Raw genomic sequence first — 15,294 nt, forward strand, 5'->3', positions numbered from 1 at the left:
TTAGTGGGCGCCCTTGCCAATGGTGGTTGATCCGGTCAGGTGCTGGACTACGCGCTCCATCTTCATGAAACGCGAGCCCTTCACCAGCACAGTCGAATTGGTATTGCCGCCCAGTTTTTCATCCAGTGCTGCCAATAATTCGTCGAACTGCTCGTAATGCCGCGCTCCCGACGCAACCAGGTGGCGCGCCAGCTCGCCCGTCGCGAGCACGGTGTCGATGCCACGCGAAGCTGCGTAAGCACCGATTTCTTCGTGAAATTCTTTTCCTTGCGCGCCGACTTCGCCCATATCGCCCACGACCAGGATGCGCGGCGCCGGATAGGCCGCCAGCACGTCGATCGCGGCCCGCATCGAATCGGGGTTCGCGTTATAGGTGTCGTCGATGACGGTCGCACCGTTTGCAGCGGTCTTGCGCTGCAGGCGGCCGCCGACCGGGGCGAAGGCTACCAGGCCGCGCACGATGGCGGCCTGCTCGATGCCGGCGCCGAGCGCGCACGCGATCGCCGCCAGCGCATTGCGCACATTGTGTTCGCCGGCTGCCGCCAGCGCGATGCCGAATTGCGCACCGCGCGCCGTGACCTGCAGGTCGCTGCCGAAACCATTACTGGTATAGGTCGCGCGCACGTCGCAGGCGTCAGACAGGCCGAAGGTGATGACTTCGCAGGCGGCCAGGCCACGCCACAGGTCCGTATAAGTATCGTCGCCCGGGAACACGGCCACGCCATCGTTCGACAGCGCCTGCAGCACCGAACCGTTCTCGCGCGCCACCGCCTCGACGGTGTGCATGAATTCCTGGTGCTCGCGCTGGGCGTTGTTCACCAGGCCCACGGTCGGCGTCGCGATCGCGCTCAGGCGGCCGATCTCGCCCGGATGGTTCATGCCCAGCTCCACAACGGCCGCGCGGTGCGAGGCATCCAGGCGGAACAGCGTCAAGGGCGCGCCGATCTCGTTATTCAAATTGCCCTGGGTCGCCAGCCGCGCGTCTTCTCCCACGGCGGCGGCCAGGATGGATGCGATCATTTCCTTGACCGTCGTCTTGCCATTGCTGCCGGTGACACCAATGAGCGGGATGTCGAACTGCTTACGCCAGGCGTGGGCGATGCGGCCCAGCGCCACCAGGGTGTCAGGCACCACGATCGCCGGCAAGGTCCAGCCTTCCGGCAGGCGCGACACCACGACCGCAGCGACATCGCGTGCGACAACCTGGTCGAGGAAGTCATGGGCGTCGAAGGTCTCGCCCACCAGCGCGACGAACAGCGCGCCGCCATCGACCTTGCGGCTGTCGGTCGACACGCCCTCGAAGGACGCGTCAAGCCCGACCAGGCGCGCGCCCGGAATCGCTTCGACCAGCTGTTGCAACGATCCGCGCATCAATGCGTCCTCAACATGGTGAGCCGAGCCGTCAATGCCAGCGAGGCGTGGTCCGTATCCGAGAACGGCATCTTGCGACCCTTGATTTCCTGATAGGGCTCATGGCCCTTCCCTGCCAGCAGGATCACGTCCTGCTTGGCGGCCTGCTTCACCGCCAGCAGGATGGCGGCCGCGCGGTCTTCGACCGTCTGTACGCGCGCAGGCTGCGACGTGTCCATGCCGGCCACGATCTGGGCGATGATGCTGCTTGGCTCCTCGCTGCGAGGGTTGTCGCTGGTGACCAGCACCTGGTCGGCGCCTTGCGCGATGCGGCCCATCTGCGGGCGCTTGCCCGGATCGCGGTCGCCGCCGCAGCCGAACACGCACCACAGCTGGCCGCCGCGGTCCGTCGCCACCTGGCGCAAGGCGTCGAGGGTTTTTTCCAGCGCGTCCGGCGTGTGTGCGTAGTCGATCACGACCATCGGCGCATCCGACCCGCCCATCTGCTGCATGCGGCCCGGCGCCGGCACCAGGGTCTCGATCGCATCGACCGCCGCCTTGAGAGCCACGCCCTTGGCCAGCAGCGCGCCCAGCACCGCCAGCGTATTGCTGACGTTGTAGTTGCCCACCAACTGGGTGCGCACGGTCGCGTTGCCTTGCGGGGTTTCGACCTGGAACTCGGTGCCAGCATTCTTGCTGCGCATGCCGCCGGCGCGCAGCACGGCCACGCCATCGTGCGCCTCGGCGGCGGCGATGGTGTAGCCGGTGACCGCCAGCGACGGGAAGCTGATGCGCAAGTGCGCCACCAGGCGCTGCCCGGCCGGATCGTCAAGATTGACCACCGCGTGTTTCAGGCCATCCCATTCGAACAGCTTGATCTTGGCCGCCTCGTAGCTTTCCATGTCGCCATGGAAGTCGAGGTGGTCGCGCGTCAGGTTGGTGAAGATCGCGACGTCGACGTGCATGCCGGCCGTACGCTCCTGCACCAGGCCGATCGACGAGGCTTCAATGGCGAGCGCGCTGGCGCCCGATTGTTTCAGGTCGGCCAGTTTCTGGGCCAGCAGCACCGCGTCCGGCGTGGTGTAGCCGGTGACGTCGAATTGCCGCTCGCCCGAAGTCTTGCCTTTGATGAGGCCCACGCCCAGCGTGCCGATCACGGCGGCCGCTTCACCCAGGCGCGCCAGGGTTTGCGCGGTCCACAGCGCGCACGAAGTCTTGCCGTTGGTGCCGGTGACGGCCACGGTGAACATGGCGCGGTCAGGATAGTCCAGCACCGCGTGCGCGATCGGACCGGCGTTCTTTTTCAGCTCGCTCACGGCCAGGTGCGGCACGCTGAATGCGGCGTCCCAGCTGAAACCTTCGGCTTCGTGCACCACGGCGGCGGCGCCAGCTTCGATGGCGGCTTCGATGTAGCGACGACCGTCAGCGGCCTCGCCCGGGTAGGCGAAGAACACGTCGCCGGGCTTGACGCGGCGCGAGTCGGAAACGAGACGGCCGCCTGGGGCGGCGGCGCGAATCCATTCGATGGTGTCGTGCAGGCTCGGGGCCATCACATGCTCTCCTCTAGAGGAACTTCCGGAATGATGATGTCCGTGATCGATGAATCGGGCGGCACGTTGGCGGCCCGCAGCGCATTGGAAAACAGGTCGGCCGCAGTCGGCGCGGCGACGAAGCCGCCGGTGCGCAGGGGACCGGTCGGATCGTCGACCATCACCGCGATGATGAAGCGCGGCTTGGACATCGGCCCGATGCCGGCGAAGTAACCGATATTGTTGGTGCGCGAGTAGCGGCCGTTGACGATCTTCTCGGCGGTGCCGGTCTTGCCGCCGATGCGGTAGCCGGCGACCTGGGCGCGCGAGGCGGTGCCGCCCGGGCCGACCACCGATTCGAGCATGGTGCGCACCTGGGCCGCGGTCTTGGGCGAGATCACCTGCTGGCCCACTGGCTGCTCATCCACCTTCACGAAGGACAGCGGGATGATGTCGCCGTTGCGGGCGAAGATCATATAGGAGCGCGCCATCTGCAGCAGCGACACCGACAGGCCGTGGCCGAAGGCCATATTGGCGTATTCCACCGGCTTCCAGGTTTTATAGGGACGCACACGGCCGGCGGCGGCGCCGGGGAAGCCGAAGCGCGGCGCCTGGCCGTAGCCGACCTTGGTGTACAGCTCCCACATTTCCTGCTGCGGGATCATCTGGGCGATCTTGACCACACCGAGGTTCGACGATTTCTGGATGATGCCGCTGACGGTCTGCACGCCGTAATTGTGGAAATCGCGGATGCGGCGGCCGGTCACCATCATATAGCCCGGATTATTGTCGAACACGGTGTCGGGCGTGACGCGGCCGGTTTCCAGGCCCAGGGCCACGGTGAGCGGCTTGATCGTCGAACCCGGCTCGAAGGTGTCGGTGATGACGCGGTTGCGTAGCTGCTCGCCGGTCAGCTTGGAGCGGTCGTTCGGGTTATAGGTCGGGTAGTTGGCCAGGGCCAGCACCTCGCCCGTTTGCACGTCGAGCACCACGGCGGCGCCGGCCTTGGCATTGAACTTCTCGACCGCGTTCTTGATGCTGGTGAAGGCGATGTACTGCAGCTTGCTGTCGACCGACAGGGTCAGGTCGCGGCCCTGGTGCGGCTCACGGAACATGCCCAGGTCTTCGGCGATGTGGCCGAGGCGGTCCTTGATCACGCGGCGGCTTCCCGCCACGCCCATCAGGGTCTTCTGGTGCTGCAGCTCCATCCCTTCCTGGCCCTTGTCCTCGACGTTGGTGAAGCCCACCACGTGGGTCATCACTTCGCCCTGCGGGTAGAAGCGCTTGTATTCCTTGCGCGTGTCGATGCCGTCGATCTTGAGCGCCAGGATCTGGTCGACGATCGGCATCTCGACCTGGCGCTTCAGGTAGACGAAGGTGCGGTCGGAGTCGAGCTTCTTGCGCAGCTCGGTTTCCGGCATCTCGAGCAGGTTCGCCAGCGCGCGCAGCTTTTCCGGCGGCGCCTGCAGCACGTCTTCGGGAATGCCCCAGATCGCGCGCACCGGCAGCGAAGTGGCCAGCACGGCGCCATTGCGATCGAGGATGCGGCCGCGCGTAGCCGGCAGTTCGAGCGTCCGCTCGTAGCGGCTCTTGCCCTGCTTTTGCAGGAACTGGTTCGATACGCCCTGCAGCCACACCGCGCGCACGGCCAGCGCGGCGAAAGCCGCGAACAGGACGAACAGCACCAGGCGCGAACGCCAGTCGGGCAGGCGCACGGCCAGCACCGGGCTTTTCGAGAAAGCCACGCCTTTCGACGCGGCCACCCGCGCATTGCTGTTCTTGGCGCCGCCACGCATCATGGAGCGCCCTCCGTCAGGTACTGGGTCCGGGCCGGGCTCAATGGCGCCATCTCGAGCTGGGAACGGGCGATCTGCTCGATACGCTCGTTCTTGGCCAGGCGCGACTGGTCGAGCTGGAGCTGGTCCCAGTCGATGTCGAGCTGGCGCGCGTGCTGCTGCAGGCGCTCGAGCTCGATGAGCAGGTGGCGCGCCTGGTAGCGGGCGTTGACCACCGATAGCGCGCATCCCACCAGCAAGGTGGTCAGGAGCACGTTCAGCTTGACGCTCATGCAGGCGTCCCCAGGCGTTCGGCCACGCGCAGCACCGCCGAGCGGGCGCGCGGGTTTTCCGATACTTCGGTCGCGGACGGCTTGATCTTGTCGATCAGCTTCATCTCGGGCTGCGGCAGGTCGACGGCGCGGATCGGCAGGCGGCGGTCGGGTTGCTCGACCTTGGCCTTGGAGGCGAGGAATTGCTTGACCATGCGGTCTTCCAGCGAGTGGAAGGAAATCACGGACATGCGCGCGCCCGGCGCCAGCATGCCATAGGCCGCGATCAGCCCTGCCTCGAGGTCCTCAAGCTCTTTATTGATGAAAATCCGGACAGCCTGAAAGGTCCTGGTTGCCGGATCCTTGCCTTTTTCCCAGCCCTTGACCGCGCTTGCCACGATTGCGGCAAACTGTCGTGTGCTTGAAATTGGTTCGACTGCGCGGCGAGCAACAATCGCCTTTGCAATCTGAAAAGCATACCGCTCTTCTCCATAATCGCGTATCACCTTTTCCAATTGAGGTTGCTCCGCGGTCGCAATCCACTCGGCAGCCGACATGCCGCGCGTGGTATCCATGCGCATGTCGAGCGGGCCATCGTTGCGGAAGCTGAAGCCGCGGCTGGCGTCGTCCACCTGGGGCGACGAGATACCCAGGTCGAGCAGGATGCCGTCGACCCGGGGGATGCCGCGCGCGGCCAGCGCGTCGTGCATCGTTGCAAAGCTGTCGTGGACGATCGTGAAGCGCGGATCGTCGATGTGTGATGCAGTGGCAATCGCTTGCGGATCTTTGTCGAACGCGATCAGGCGCCCTTGCGGGCCCAGGCGCGACAACAACAGGCGGCTGTGGCCGCCCCGTCCGAAAGTGCCATCTATATAGATGCCGTCAGCGCGTGCGCCCGCGAGGTTGAGCGCATCGACCGCTTCGTCAAGCAGCACCGTTCGATGCTGGTACTCAGGCACCGTCAAGGAATCCGTCATCGGCGCCTCAGAAAGAGAAATTGGAAAGGACATCGGGCATGCCACCGGCAACGGCCTCGGCCTCGTCATCGGCCAGCTTGGCGGCATTCCAGATTTCGAAGTGGGTGCCCATGCCGAGCATCATCACTTCCTTCTCGAGCCCGACCGCGGCGCGCAGTTCGGGCGAGATCAGCACGCGGCCGGCGCTGTCGAGCTCGACATCGACGGCGTTGCCGAGGAAAATGCGCTGCCACGCACGGGCCGACATGGGCCAGGCAGCAATCTGCTTACGGTGCTCTTCCCATACCGGGCGCGGGAAGAAAAGGAGGCAGCCATGGGGGTGTTTGGTCAAGGTCATGCGGCCCTCGCACTGAAGCGTAAGGGCGTCACGGTGCTTGGCCGGAATCGACATTCGGCCTTTTGCATCGAGATTGATCGCGGACGCGCCCTGGAACACGTATTTACCTAGCTTTGGAGAGTTGTTTGTCGTTGTTTGCCGGACGCCGGGAGCCGAAGGAGTTACCCCACAACCCTCCCACAAATCGACACTTTTTCACACCGTTTCCCACTTTAGTGGAAGCAATGTTGACGGTCAAGCGAATTCACGATTGACGAATCCGACTTTTTCCAATGAAACCAAGGACTTAGGCGCAGGTGCGCGGCACCCGACTCAACAAAATGTTCCTTAAAATTAGGGACTTAGCCGTAGGAGTGAATGAAAGGCCTGAGTTGTACAGACGATGTTTACGTTTGAGCAACGTCAATGAGAAGAAAAATATTGACGTAAAGAAACAACTATTGAGTCAAACAGACCACTGTATGGGCATCCAGCTATCGAACTTGCGGTTATCGGCGCTGCCGACTGCAGCCGGCGGATGCTTACAACTGTGGCGGACTACGCACTATCCACAGTTAACTATTTTGACTTTGGGAAACTAAAAACGTAAGATCGGAAAATATGAACACCCCAACCAACCTGCAGCCGGCATCGACCTACAATGCCGCGGACTATTGCTCGACCAAGGAGGCCGCGGCCACCCTTGGCGTCTCGCACCGCACGGTGCAGCTGTGGGTGGAAAACGGCACGCTGCAGGCCTGGCGCACCGCCGGCGGCCATCGTCGCATCACGGTGGAATCGGTGAACCGCCTGGTCGACGGCCGGCGTATCGCCATCGGCGCGCCTCCGGCGCCAGTCAGCGCGCCAGCGCCGGGCAAGCCGCGGGTGCTGGTGGTCGACGACGATCCCCTGATGCTGCGCCTGTACGAACTCGAGATGGCGGGCTGGGGCCTGGACTTCGAGGTGGTCAAGGCGAATAATGGCTTCGAAGCCCTGATCCGCATTGGCGAACAGCGCCCCGACCTCCTGGTGAGCGACCTGAACATGCCGGGCATGGACGGCTTCCGCATGATCCGCACCCTGCGCGAAGACAGCGGCACGGCCGGCATGAACATGATCGTCGTTAGCGGCCTGGACCGTGCGACGATCAAGGCCATGGGCCTGCCCACCGACATTCCAGTCTTCCCCAAGCCGGTGCCTTTCGGCGAACTGCGCAGCGCCGTCGAGAACGGCCTGGTGCGCGCGTAAACTTAAACTGCTATGCTGGAGCATCGGCGCAGCGCGCGTCCGGTCCATCAGGGAGCTGTCATGTCCGCATTCCCGTCACCGCAAGCAACACCCCATTCGCCCGTCGAGGCGCGTACGAGACCATGAGCAGGACGATCCTCGTCGTCGACGACCAGGACGAACTGCGCCTGTTGATCTCGCTCACCCTGCAATCGCTGGGACGCATCGTCGAAGCGTCCAATGCCGAGCAGGCTTTGGCCCGGCTTGCCGACGAGCACCCCGACCTGGTCGTGCTCGACATCTGGCTCGGCCCCGGTGCCAGCGGCCTCGACGTATGCGCTGAGCTGCGGCGCGATCCGCGCCATGCAACAACCAAGGTCATCCTGCTGTCGGCCTGCGGCCAGCAAAGCGATATCGCGGCCGGCATGGCGGCCGGGGCCGACCTGTACGTGGTCAAACCGTTCAGTCCGCTGGAATTGCTCGACGCGGTCCACGGCCTGCTGGGCTGAAACGTTGTCATTGAGAAACAAATATTTCCTTTAGAGACACTTCTCTAATTTCAGCGCCAATTCCGCAAATCCGAATAGTTTCATAATAATACGATAACGCAAACGCGTGCATTGGCGCCGCCGGCATATCGCGGCGTCCGTCATCTGTTGAACAATCCCGCAAAAGCAAAAATACACAATTGATATCAGTCGCACCGGTGCCGGTGCGGCCGCGCGCAAGCCACCGACAAAGCCGCTATGATGGGTTCATCGACTATTTACCCGGCAATTTTCGGCTTCCACCATCATGTTGCGCGCATCCCGTCTCCTCGCGGCCAGCCTGGCCGCCGTCACCCTGGCCCTGCCGGCCGTGGCGGACGCGCGCGTGGTGTCGGCCAGCTTCGAGGCGCGTTTCGAGATCGTCGCCACCTGCTCGGTCAGCGTCGCCCGCTCGGTGGACGTCGCCTGCGCCAGCCCGGGCACGCCCTACCTGCTCGATTCCAGCGCCGCACCTTCCCAGCGCAGCGCCGACCTGGACGCACGCCGCGTTACCGTCTACTTCTAAGACGTTTTCCTTATTTGCATATCAGCTTTTCTTCGTAGGCCGCTGGACAGGCGCCGTCGATAATGGCTGAGTGAATCATTCCGCCCCTACCCTTGACACCCACGCAAGCGCGGACAATGCCGACCGCCTAGTGCATTGGCTGATCGACAGCGTACAGCTGGAAGCGTCGGTGTTCCACCTGGGCCAGTACTGCGGCCGCTGGCAGGCGTCCACCGCCGGCCGCGGCCTGGGCAGCTTCCACCTGGTGCTGCATGGCGAGTGCTACCTGCACGCCGAGGGCCGCGCGCCGGTCCACTTGCGGGCGCGCGACGGCGTATTCATGCTGCGCGACACGCCGCACTTTCTCAGTCCCGACCCAGACCCCGCCAGCGCCCGCCCCGGCCTGCCGATGCAGCAGCTCGGCCAGGCGGCGCCGGACGCCACCGCCCTGGCCTGCGGCTTCTTCCACTTTCGCAGCGCGCTCAGCACGCTGATCGCCGACTCCTTCCCGGACAGCCTGGTGCTGCGCGCCGACGACCCGTCGCTGCAGGCCCTGAACGCGCTGTTCGAACTGATGCTGCTGGAACCGGCGCGCGACCCCGACGCACCGTCGCCGCTGGTTGCGCGCCTGGCCGAGCTGATGTTCTTCTATGTCATCCGCCACGTGGCGCGCCAGCAAGATATCGCCACCGGCCTGCTGGCCGTGGCCAGCCGCCCCGAGTTCTCGCCCCTGCTCGACCGCATGATGCAGGAGCCCGGATCGGACTGGTCGACCGAGAACATGGCGCGCGCGGCCCATATGTCGCGCTCGAGCTTCTATAAACACTTCAGCGAGGCCAGCGGCCAGGCGCCGGCGCAGTTCCTGTTGCTGCTGCGCATGAAAATCGCGGCCCAGCACCTGCACGGCGGCGAGACCGTCGAGCGCACTGCCGGCCACGTCGGCTACAACTCTTACGCAGCGTTCTCGCGCGCCTTCCATAAGGTGATGGGCGAGCATCCGGGCACCTTCCGGCGCGGCCGCCACGTCCACGTCAAGACACCGCCGATCGGGACGATTCGGACGATCGAGCAGAAAACAAGGACGGGTATGCCCAAACGTGTTTTTCATTCGCCGCTAAAATGACGGACCCAACGCTTTAATAGAGAGAGCCGCCATGTCCCGCCTGACCCTGCATACCCAAGAAACCGCCCCTGAAGGCAGCCGTCCGTTCGTGGACAAGGCCGTCGCCAACAACGGCTTCCTGCCGAACCTGATCGGCGTGCTGGCCAATTCGCCGCAGGCGCTGCAGACCTATATGACGGTGTCGGGCATCAACGCCGAGACCAGCCTCACGCTGCCGGAACGCGAAGTCGTGCAGATCACCGCCGCCCGCATCCACGGCTGCGACTTCTGCATCGCCGGCCACACCGCCATCGCCCTCAAGAAGGCCCAACTGCCGGTCGAAACCGTGCGCGCCATGCAGCAAGGCCAGGATACCGGCGACGCGAAACTGGATGCCGTACGCCGCTTCTCGGAAGCCGTCATCGCCACCCGCGGCGGCGTGAGCGACGACGCCCTGGCCGCCTTCAAGGCCGCCGGCTACAACGACCAGCAGGCGCTGGAAGTCGTGCTGGGCATCAGCCTGGCCACCCTGTGCAACTTCGCCAACACCCTGGCCGGCAGCGCGATCAACCCGCAGCTGCAGCCCTTCGCCAGCGGAGCCATCTGATGTCAAACGGCGAACAAACGACGCTGCCGCCAGCCCTGGCCGAGTGGCTGCAGGCCAATGCGGATGAACTGGACAGCACGCCCGCGCTGGCGAGCGAAGTCGTGCCGCGCCTGGCCGGCGCCGGCCTGTTCGCCGTCGGCGTACCGCACGAACTGGGCGGCAGCGGCGGCGCCACGATCGACGCGATCGACGCCATCGCCGCCGTGGCCGAGCATTCGGTCACCGCCGCCTTCGTGTTCTGGGGCCAGCGCACCTTCATCGAATACCTGCTGCAAAGCCCGAACGAAGCCATGCGCGCGCGCTGGATTGGCCCGCTCATGCGCGGCGAATTCGCCGGCGCCACCGGCCTGTCGAACGCGATGAAATTCCTGTCCGGGATCGAATCGCTGCAGATCACGGCCACCCCGAACGACGCCGGCTGGCAGCTCGACGGTTCGCTGGCCTGGATCACCAACCTGCGCAAGGAAGGCTTCATCGCCGCCGCCGCCGTCAATTCCGCCGGCGACCTGCCGCCCGCGGTGGTCGCCTTCATCAGCGACAGCGCCGGCGTCACGCGCAGTCCCGACCTCGAACTGATGGCCCTGCGCGGCAGCAATACCGCCGCCGTCAAGATCGAGGGCGTGCAGATCGGTGAAGGCGAAGTGCTGCATCCGAACGCGCGCGCCTGGCTGCCGGGCGTGCGTCCGTCCTTCCTGGGCCTGCAGTGCGGCCTGTCGATCGGTCTGGCGCGCGCCAGCCTGCGCGCGGCGCATGCGCTGTCGACCGCCATGCGCGGCCCGCTGCTCGAACGGATCGTGGCCCAGCAAGTGGCACTGGAACACCTGGTGACACAGCTGAAGGATGGCGTGGCCGATGGCCGCTTCAAGACCGCCGCGGCGCCGATGTTCCGGCTGCGCATCGCGCTGGCCGAATCCGTCCAGCAAGCCGTAATGCTCGAATTGCAGGCCAGCGGCGGCCGCGCCTACCTGGTCGACCGCGACCGCAGCTTCGCGCGCCGCTGGCGAGAATCGGCCTTCATCCCGATCGTCACCCCGAGCCTGACCCAGCTGCAGGTCGAACTCGCGAAGCACGCCGCGGCATGACGGCGCCCGTGCTCGAACAAGGCGCGACCGCGCTGTCGGCCTCCGGCCTGCGCATCGGCTACGGCGGCAAGACCGTGGTCGACGATATTTCGCTGACCATCGACAAGCGCGAGATCGTCTGCCTGCTGGGCGGCAGCGGCTGCGGCAAGTCGACCCTGCTGCGCGGCCTGGCGGGCCTGAGCCCGGCCCAGGCCGGACAGGTCAGCTTCCTGGGCGAGCCGCTGCTGGAACCACACCCGCGCGCGGCGCTGGTATTCCAGCAACCGAGCCTGCTGCCCTGGCTGAACGTCGAAGGCAATGTCGGCTTCGGCCTGGACTTCGCGCGCCAGCCGGCGATCGCCCGCGATGCGCGCAAGCAGCGGGTGGTCGAGGCCATTGAAGCGGTCGGCCTGGCGGCGCGCGCGCATGCCTATCCGGCCCAGCTGTCCGGCGGCCAGGCCCAGCGCGTAGCGCTGGCGCGCGCCCTGGCGCGCCAGCCCGAGCTATTGTTCGCCGACGAGCCGTTCTCGGCGCTGGACGCGATCACGCGCGCCGAGATGCAGACCCTGCTGGTCGACCTGGTACACCGCTGGCATACCGCCGTGTTGCTGGTGACCCACGATATCGACGAAGCGATCCTGGTCGCCGACCGCATTTTGCTGATGGCGGTCCAGCCCGGCCAGCCAGGAAAAATCGTCCGCGAATGGAAGGTCGGCCTGCCGCGGCCGCGCCACGAATACGCCGAGGGCGTGGCCGGGCTGCGCCTGGAGATCATCAAGGCGCTGCGCGAAGGCGCCTGACGTTTCGAACCACGCAAGCACAATAAATAAAAGGAAAACCCATGAACGACTCGATCCACATCTGCGCTTCTTCCGACTGCGATTGCGGCATGACCCGGCGCGACTTCCTGCGCATGTCGGCCCTGACCGGCGCGGCCGCGGCGTCGCCGCTGCTGTTCGCGGGCGACGCCGCAGCGCAGAACTTCAAGGGCGACGACCAGCCGGTCAAGATCGGCTACCTGCCGATCACCGATGCCGCGCCGCTGCTGGTGGCGCACGGCCGCAAGCTGTTCGAGCAGCAGGGCCTGAAGGTCGAGACGCCGCGCCTGTTCCGCAGCTGGGCCCAGATCATCGAGGCTTTCGTGGCCGGCCAGGTCAATGTGATCCACCTGCTGTCGCCGGCGACCCTGTGGGTGCGCTACGGTTCGAAATTCCCGGCCAAGGTGGTGGCCTGGAACCACATCAACGGTTCGGCGCTGACGGTGCAGAACGAGATCAATTCGGTGGCCGACCTGGGCGGCAAGACGGTCGCGATCCCGTTCTGGTACTCGATCCACAACATCCTGCTGCAGAAGATCCTGACCGCAAACAAGCTGAGCGTGGTCACCCGCGCACGCGGCGCCGCGCTCAAGCCCAATGAAGTCAATCTCATTGTGCTGGCGCCGTCCGAGATGGTGTCGGCGCTGGCGACCAAGTCGATCGCCGGCTATATCGTGGCCGAGCCGTTCAATGCGGCGGCCGAGAATGCGAAGATCGGCAAGGTGCTGCGGTTCTCGGGCGACGTCTGGAAGAACCACGCCTGCTGCGTGACCTTCCTGGCCGAGCGCGACCTGAACGACAAGCCGGAGTGGTCGCAGCGCGTGACCAATGCCATCGTCAACGCCCAGCTGTGGTCGCGTTCGAACCAGGTGGAAACGGCCAAGCTGCTGGCCGCGACCGGCCCCAACAAGTACACGCCGCACAATCTGCAGGCGCTGACCAAGGTGCTGGCCACCACCGATTATTCGGACTACGAAAAGCGCCGCATCGTGGCCCACCCGGCGTGGAACCAGCGCCGCATCGACTTCCAGCCGTTCCCCTTCGCCTCGTACACCGAGGAACTAGTGCGCGCCATCGGCCAGACAAAGGTCGAAGGCGACATCAGCTTCCTGGCCAAGCTCGATCCGAAGTTCGTGGCGCGCGACCTGGTGGACGACCGCTTCGTGCGTAAATCGATCCAGGCGGTGGGCGGCCCGGCCAAGTTCGGCCTGCCGGCCAACCTGCTGCGTACCGAGACGATCGCGGTCTGACGATGCTGGGACGTTTCTTGTGGCCGGTCGCCGGCTTTGCGATCGCGCTGCTGCTGTGGTCCTGGGGCGTCAAGGGGCTTGAAGAGACCACGCCGATCGCGGCGATGTTCGCGCCAGTCGAGACTTTCAAGGCCTTGCACGTGATGGTGCTGGGGCCGGACATCTGGCTGCACGTGGCCACCAGCCTGAAGCGCGTGGCCGTGGGCCTGGGCTTCGCGATCCTGTTCGGCGTGCCGCTCGGGATCCTGGTCGGCATGTCGAAAGCCTTCAGCCAGGCCAGCACGCCGCTGTTCCAGCTGCTGCGCATGGTCTCGCCGCTGTCGTGGATGCCGCTGGCGGTGATGGTGCTGGGCGTCGGCGACGCGCCGGTCTACTTTTTGCTGGCCTTTGCCGCCGTGTGGCCGCTGATGCTCAGCACCGCCGCCGGCGTGGCCCAGCTCGACCCCAACTGGATGCTGCTGGCGCGCTCGCTGTCGGCCACCAAATGGGAAGTGATCTGGCGCCTGGTGCTGCCGGGGATCACGGCGCAAATCCTGACCGGCGTGCGCCTGGCGATCGGCATCATCTGGATCGTGCTGGTGCCGGCCGAGATGCTGGGCGTGTCCGCCGGCCTCGGTTACTTCATCCTCGATACGCGCGACCGCCTGGCGTATTCGGAACTGACGGCCGCCATCATCCTGATCGGCCTGCTCGGTTATGCGCTCGACTACGCGGCGCGCTTCGTGCACGCGCGCTGGCTGCACTCGGTGCCGTCCGACCCGCTGCGCTGAACCCCTGCCCTCCCCCGCCGCGCGCGGGGATTTTTTTGCGCAACACCGGGGTCACGCAACACCGGGGTCAGGTCTGACATTCAGACACGGCCTCGACAACAAAACGCTCTTGAAGGCTGAGCTCGTGTCCAAATGTCAGACCTGACCCCAGCTGTTCCACGTCTCGCGCGGGGATTTTTTTGTCTGGTCAGAACGTGAGCAGCACCGTCACCGTGTCGCGGTAATCCCCGGGCGTCGGCGCGCGCTGGCGCGGCACCAGGCCGTACATCATGACGTTCTGCGCGCTGCCGCTGCCGGTACCGCCGTACGCCGTGGTGCCGCCGGTCCCGTCACCCCAAACCGTGCCGTTCAGCGTGGACGATATCCGGTAACCCATCGTCTCGCCGGTGACGCTGTTCTTCATGGTGCGCGCGGCCGGATTGCCTGCCTGGCCGCCGTTGAGCGAGATCTGGTAGGCGTTGCCGGCGGTGCAGGTGACGCTCAGCGGCGCGGTCGCGCGCATCTCGGCCAGCGGGCTGCCGGAACCGAAGGTCAGGTTGCTGGTACCGATCAGGCAGTTGTTGGTGACGGTGGCGCGCGCCTGGAACGAGAAGGCCTCGGTGACGCCAGCCGTGCACGACTTGTCGATGCCGAACACGTACTGCAAGGTGCCGTGGCCGGCGAAGCTGGCCGTGTACAGGGTATCGACGTTGCCGGTCGTGCCCACGCCGGCCAGCGCGGACGCGGGAATGCGGCCGTAGATGGTCACGCTCTGCGTCACCCCGCCCAGCCCCAGCAGGCCGATCAACGTGCCCGAAATCGGCTTGGCGCCGATGGTGCTGGTATTGCTGCCCCACAGCCAGGCCGCGGTGTACGAGGGATCGGCGTACAGGTTGAAGCCCAGGCGCCGGCCGGCATTGTTCATGTAGCGCGGATCGCCCGTGCCGCCGCCGCTGCCCGCGCCCAGGTTGACGCACACGTTGGCGGCCGGCAGCAGCAGCGGCGACTGTCCCAGGGTCCAGAAGCAGGTCACGGTCAGCGTGCCGCGCGCCGTGTAATCGGTGCTGGCCAGCGGGCTGATCACGCCGAAGTCGATGTCGGTCATGGTGGCGGTGCAGTTGTCGGCGCGGGCGCCGGGAATGGCCAGCAGCCACAGCGCTGCGAACGCCAGCGCCAGCCGCAATAGGCGCGCACGCAGCGCGGTTGCTCGCAAAGACATCGTCGTTTCA

At 65.6% G+C, this 15,294-nt stretch carries 16 protein-coding genes; 9 read left to right on the plus strand and 7 right to left on the minus strand.

Going from position 1 to position 15,294, the window contains the following annotated elements:
• From SOM28_RS12185 to mraZ, 6 genes are read right to left on the minus strand one after another with little or no spacing between them, the layout of a single operon-like run.
• A complete protein-coding gene (locus SOM28_RS12185; RefSeq protein ID WP_320468273.1) occupies window positions 1-1,371 on the minus strand; it encodes a UDP-N-acetylmuramoyl-tripeptide--D-alanyl-D-alanine ligase in 1,371 nt (456 codons plus the stop codon).
• On the minus strand, window positions 1,371-2,900 hold the full coding sequence (locus SOM28_RS12190) for a UDP-N-acetylmuramoyl-L-alanyl-D-glutamate--2,6-diaminopimelate ligase (RefSeq protein ID WP_320468399.1): 1,530 nt from the start codon (window positions 2,898-2,900) through the stop codon (window positions 1,371-1,373). The genes SOM28_RS12185 and SOM28_RS12190 overlap by 1 nt, the downstream gene beginning before the upstream one ends.
• The gene (locus SOM28_RS12195; protein ID WP_320468274.1) at window positions 2,900-4,678 is read right to left on the minus strand and encodes a peptidoglycan D,D-transpeptidase FtsI family protein; all 1,779 of its coding nucleotides are present in this window, start codon (window positions 4,676-4,678) and stop codon (window positions 2,900-2,902) included. Before SOM28_RS12195 ends, SOM28_RS12190 begins: the two co-directional genes overlap by 1 nt.
• Window positions 4,675-4,947 (minus strand): cell division protein FtsL, encoded by a 273-nt coding sequence (gene ftsL / locus SOM28_RS12200; RefSeq protein WP_123069394.1) that lies wholly within the window; start codon window positions 4,945-4,947, stop codon window positions 4,675-4,677. Before ftsL ends, SOM28_RS12195 begins: the two co-directional genes overlap by 4 nt.
• Window positions 4,944-5,924: a 16S rRNA (cytosine(1402)-N(4))-methyltransferase RsmH gene (gene rsmH, locus SOM28_RS12205; RefSeq protein ID WP_320468400.1), complete on the minus strand. Its 981-nt coding sequence runs from the start codon at window positions 5,922-5,924 to the stop codon at window positions 4,944-4,946. Before rsmH ends, ftsL begins: the two co-directional genes overlap by 4 nt.
• A complete protein-coding gene (gene mraZ / locus SOM28_RS12210) occupies window positions 5,911-6,339 on the minus strand; it encodes a division/cell wall cluster transcriptional repressor MraZ (RefSeq protein ID WP_123069396.1) in 429 nt (142 codons plus the stop codon). Before mraZ ends, rsmH begins: the two co-directional genes overlap by 14 nt.
• 501 nt (window positions 6,340-6,840) lie before the next feature.
• Here mraZ and SOM28_RS12215 point away from each other — a divergent pair.
• The 9 genes from SOM28_RS12215 to SOM28_RS12255 all read left to right on the plus strand — a co-directional run bounded on the left by SOM28_RS12215 (window position 6,841) and on the right by SOM28_RS12255 (window position 14,086).
• A complete protein-coding gene (locus tag SOM28_RS12215; protein ID WP_123069397.1) occupies window positions 6,841-7,467 on the plus strand; it encodes a response regulator in 627 nt (208 codons plus the stop codon).
• Between the two features lie 122 nt (window positions 7,468-7,589).
• Window positions 7,590-7,955, plus strand: coding sequence for a response regulator transcription factor (locus SOM28_RS12220; protein ID WP_123069398.1), 366 nt, complete (start codon window positions 7,590-7,592; stop codon window positions 7,953-7,955).
• Window positions 7,956-8,241: 286 nt separating this feature from the next.
• Window positions 8,242-8,499 (plus strand): hypothetical protein, encoded by a 258-nt coding sequence (locus SOM28_RS12225; protein ID WP_123069399.1) that lies wholly within the window; start codon window positions 8,242-8,244, stop codon window positions 8,497-8,499.
• Between the two features lie 130 nt (window positions 8,500-8,629).
• Window positions 8,630-9,601 (plus strand): AraC family transcriptional regulator, encoded by a 972-nt coding sequence (locus tag SOM28_RS12230; protein ID WP_320468275.1) that lies wholly within the window; start codon window positions 8,630-8,632, stop codon window positions 9,599-9,601.
• 31 nt (window positions 9,602-9,632) lie between these two features.
• Window positions 9,633-10,187 (plus strand): carboxymuconolactone decarboxylase family protein, encoded by a 555-nt coding sequence (locus tag SOM28_RS12235; RefSeq protein ID WP_071360305.1) that lies wholly within the window; start codon window positions 9,633-9,635, stop codon window positions 10,185-10,187.
• Window positions 10,187-11,269 carry an acyl-CoA dehydrogenase family protein gene (locus SOM28_RS12240; RefSeq protein WP_320468276.1) on the plus strand — a complete coding sequence of 361 codons (1,083 nt, stop codon included), beginning with the start codon at window positions 10,187-10,189 and terminating at the stop codon, window positions 11,267-11,269. The genes SOM28_RS12235 and SOM28_RS12240 overlap by 1 nt, the downstream gene beginning before the upstream one ends.
• Window positions 11,266-12,048 carry an ABC transporter ATP-binding protein gene (locus SOM28_RS12245; protein WP_320468277.1) on the plus strand — a complete coding sequence of 261 codons (783 nt, stop codon included), beginning with the start codon at window positions 11,266-11,268 and terminating at the stop codon, window positions 12,046-12,048. The genes SOM28_RS12240 and SOM28_RS12245 overlap by 4 nt, the downstream gene beginning before the upstream one ends.
• 41 nt (window positions 12,049-12,089) lie before the next feature.
• On the plus strand, window positions 12,090-13,316 hold the full coding sequence (locus SOM28_RS12250; RefSeq protein WP_123069404.1) for an ABC transporter substrate-binding protein: 1,227 nt from the start codon (window positions 12,090-12,092) through the stop codon (window positions 13,314-13,316).
• 2 nt (window positions 13,317-13,318) lie between these two features.
• Window positions 13,319-14,086 carry an ABC transporter permease gene (locus SOM28_RS12255; protein ID WP_183407402.1) on the plus strand — a complete coding sequence of 256 codons (768 nt, stop codon included), beginning with the start codon at window positions 13,319-13,321 and terminating at the stop codon, window positions 14,084-14,086.
• A 187-nt stretch (window positions 14,087-14,273) separates the two neighbouring features.
• Here the strand turns inward: SOM28_RS12255 and SOM28_RS12260 are convergent, their stop codons facing one another.
• Complete coding sequence (locus SOM28_RS12260; RefSeq protein WP_320468278.1) at window positions 14,274-15,284, minus strand: Csu type fimbrial protein; 1,011 nt, start codon at window positions 15,282-15,284, stop codon at window positions 14,274-14,276.
• Window positions 15,285-15,294 lie beyond the last annotated feature (10 nt).

Origin of the sequence: Massilia sp. CFBP9026 (genome assembly GCF_034045165.1) — a bacterium.
In the GTDB taxonomy this organism is placed as follows: Bacteria; Pseudomonadota; Gammaproteobacteria; order Burkholderiales; family Burkholderiaceae_D; genus Telluria; species Telluria arenae.

Bases quoted from the DNA above. Each gene is read 5' to 3' on its own strand.
- SOM28_RS12185 (WP_320468273.1), bottom strand. From the start codon at position 1,371: ATGCGCGGATCGTTGCAACAGCTGGTCGAAGCGATTCCGGGCGCGCGC.
- SOM28_RS12190 (WP_320468399.1), bottom strand. From the start codon at position 2,900: ATGGCCCCGAGCCTGCACGACACCATCGAATGGATTCGCGCCGCCGCC.
- SOM28_RS12195 (WP_320468274.1), bottom strand. From the start codon at position 4,678: ATGATGCGTGGCGGCGCCAAGAACAGCAATGCGCGGGTGGCCGCGTCG.
- ftsL (WP_123069394.1), bottom strand. From the start codon at position 4,947: ATGAGCGTCAAGCTGAACGTGCTCCTGACCACCTTGCTGGTGGGATGC.
- SOM28_RS12215 (WP_123069397.1), top strand. From the start codon at position 6,841: ATGAACACCCCAACCAACCTGCAGCCGGCATCGACCTACAATGCCGCG.
- SOM28_RS12220 (WP_123069398.1), top strand. From the start codon at position 7,590: ATGAGCAGGACGATCCTCGTCGTCGACGACCAGGACGAACTGCGCCTG.
- SOM28_RS12225 (WP_123069399.1), top strand. From the start codon at position 8,242: ATGTTGCGCGCATCCCGTCTCCTCGCGGCCAGCCTGGCCGCCGTCACC.
- SOM28_RS12235 (WP_071360305.1), top strand. From the start codon at position 9,633: ATGTCCCGCCTGACCCTGCATACCCAAGAAACCGCCCCTGAAGGCAGC.
- SOM28_RS12240 (WP_320468276.1), top strand. From the start codon at position 10,187: ATGTCAAACGGCGAACAAACGACGCTGCCGCCAGCCCTGGCCGAGTGG.
- SOM28_RS12245 (WP_320468277.1), top strand. From the start codon at position 11,266: ATGACGGCGCCCGTGCTCGAACAAGGCGCGACCGCGCTGTCGGCCTCC.
- SOM28_RS12250 (WP_123069404.1), top strand. From the start codon at position 12,090: ATGAACGACTCGATCCACATCTGCGCTTCTTCCGACTGCGATTGCGGC.
- SOM28_RS12255 (WP_183407402.1), top strand. From the start codon at position 13,319: ATGCTGGGACGTTTCTTGTGGCCGGTCGCCGGCTTTGCGATCGCGCTG.
- SOM28_RS12260 (WP_320468278.1), bottom strand. From the start codon at position 15,284: ATGTCTTTGCGAGCAACCGCGCTGCGTGCGCGCCTATTGCGGCTGGCG.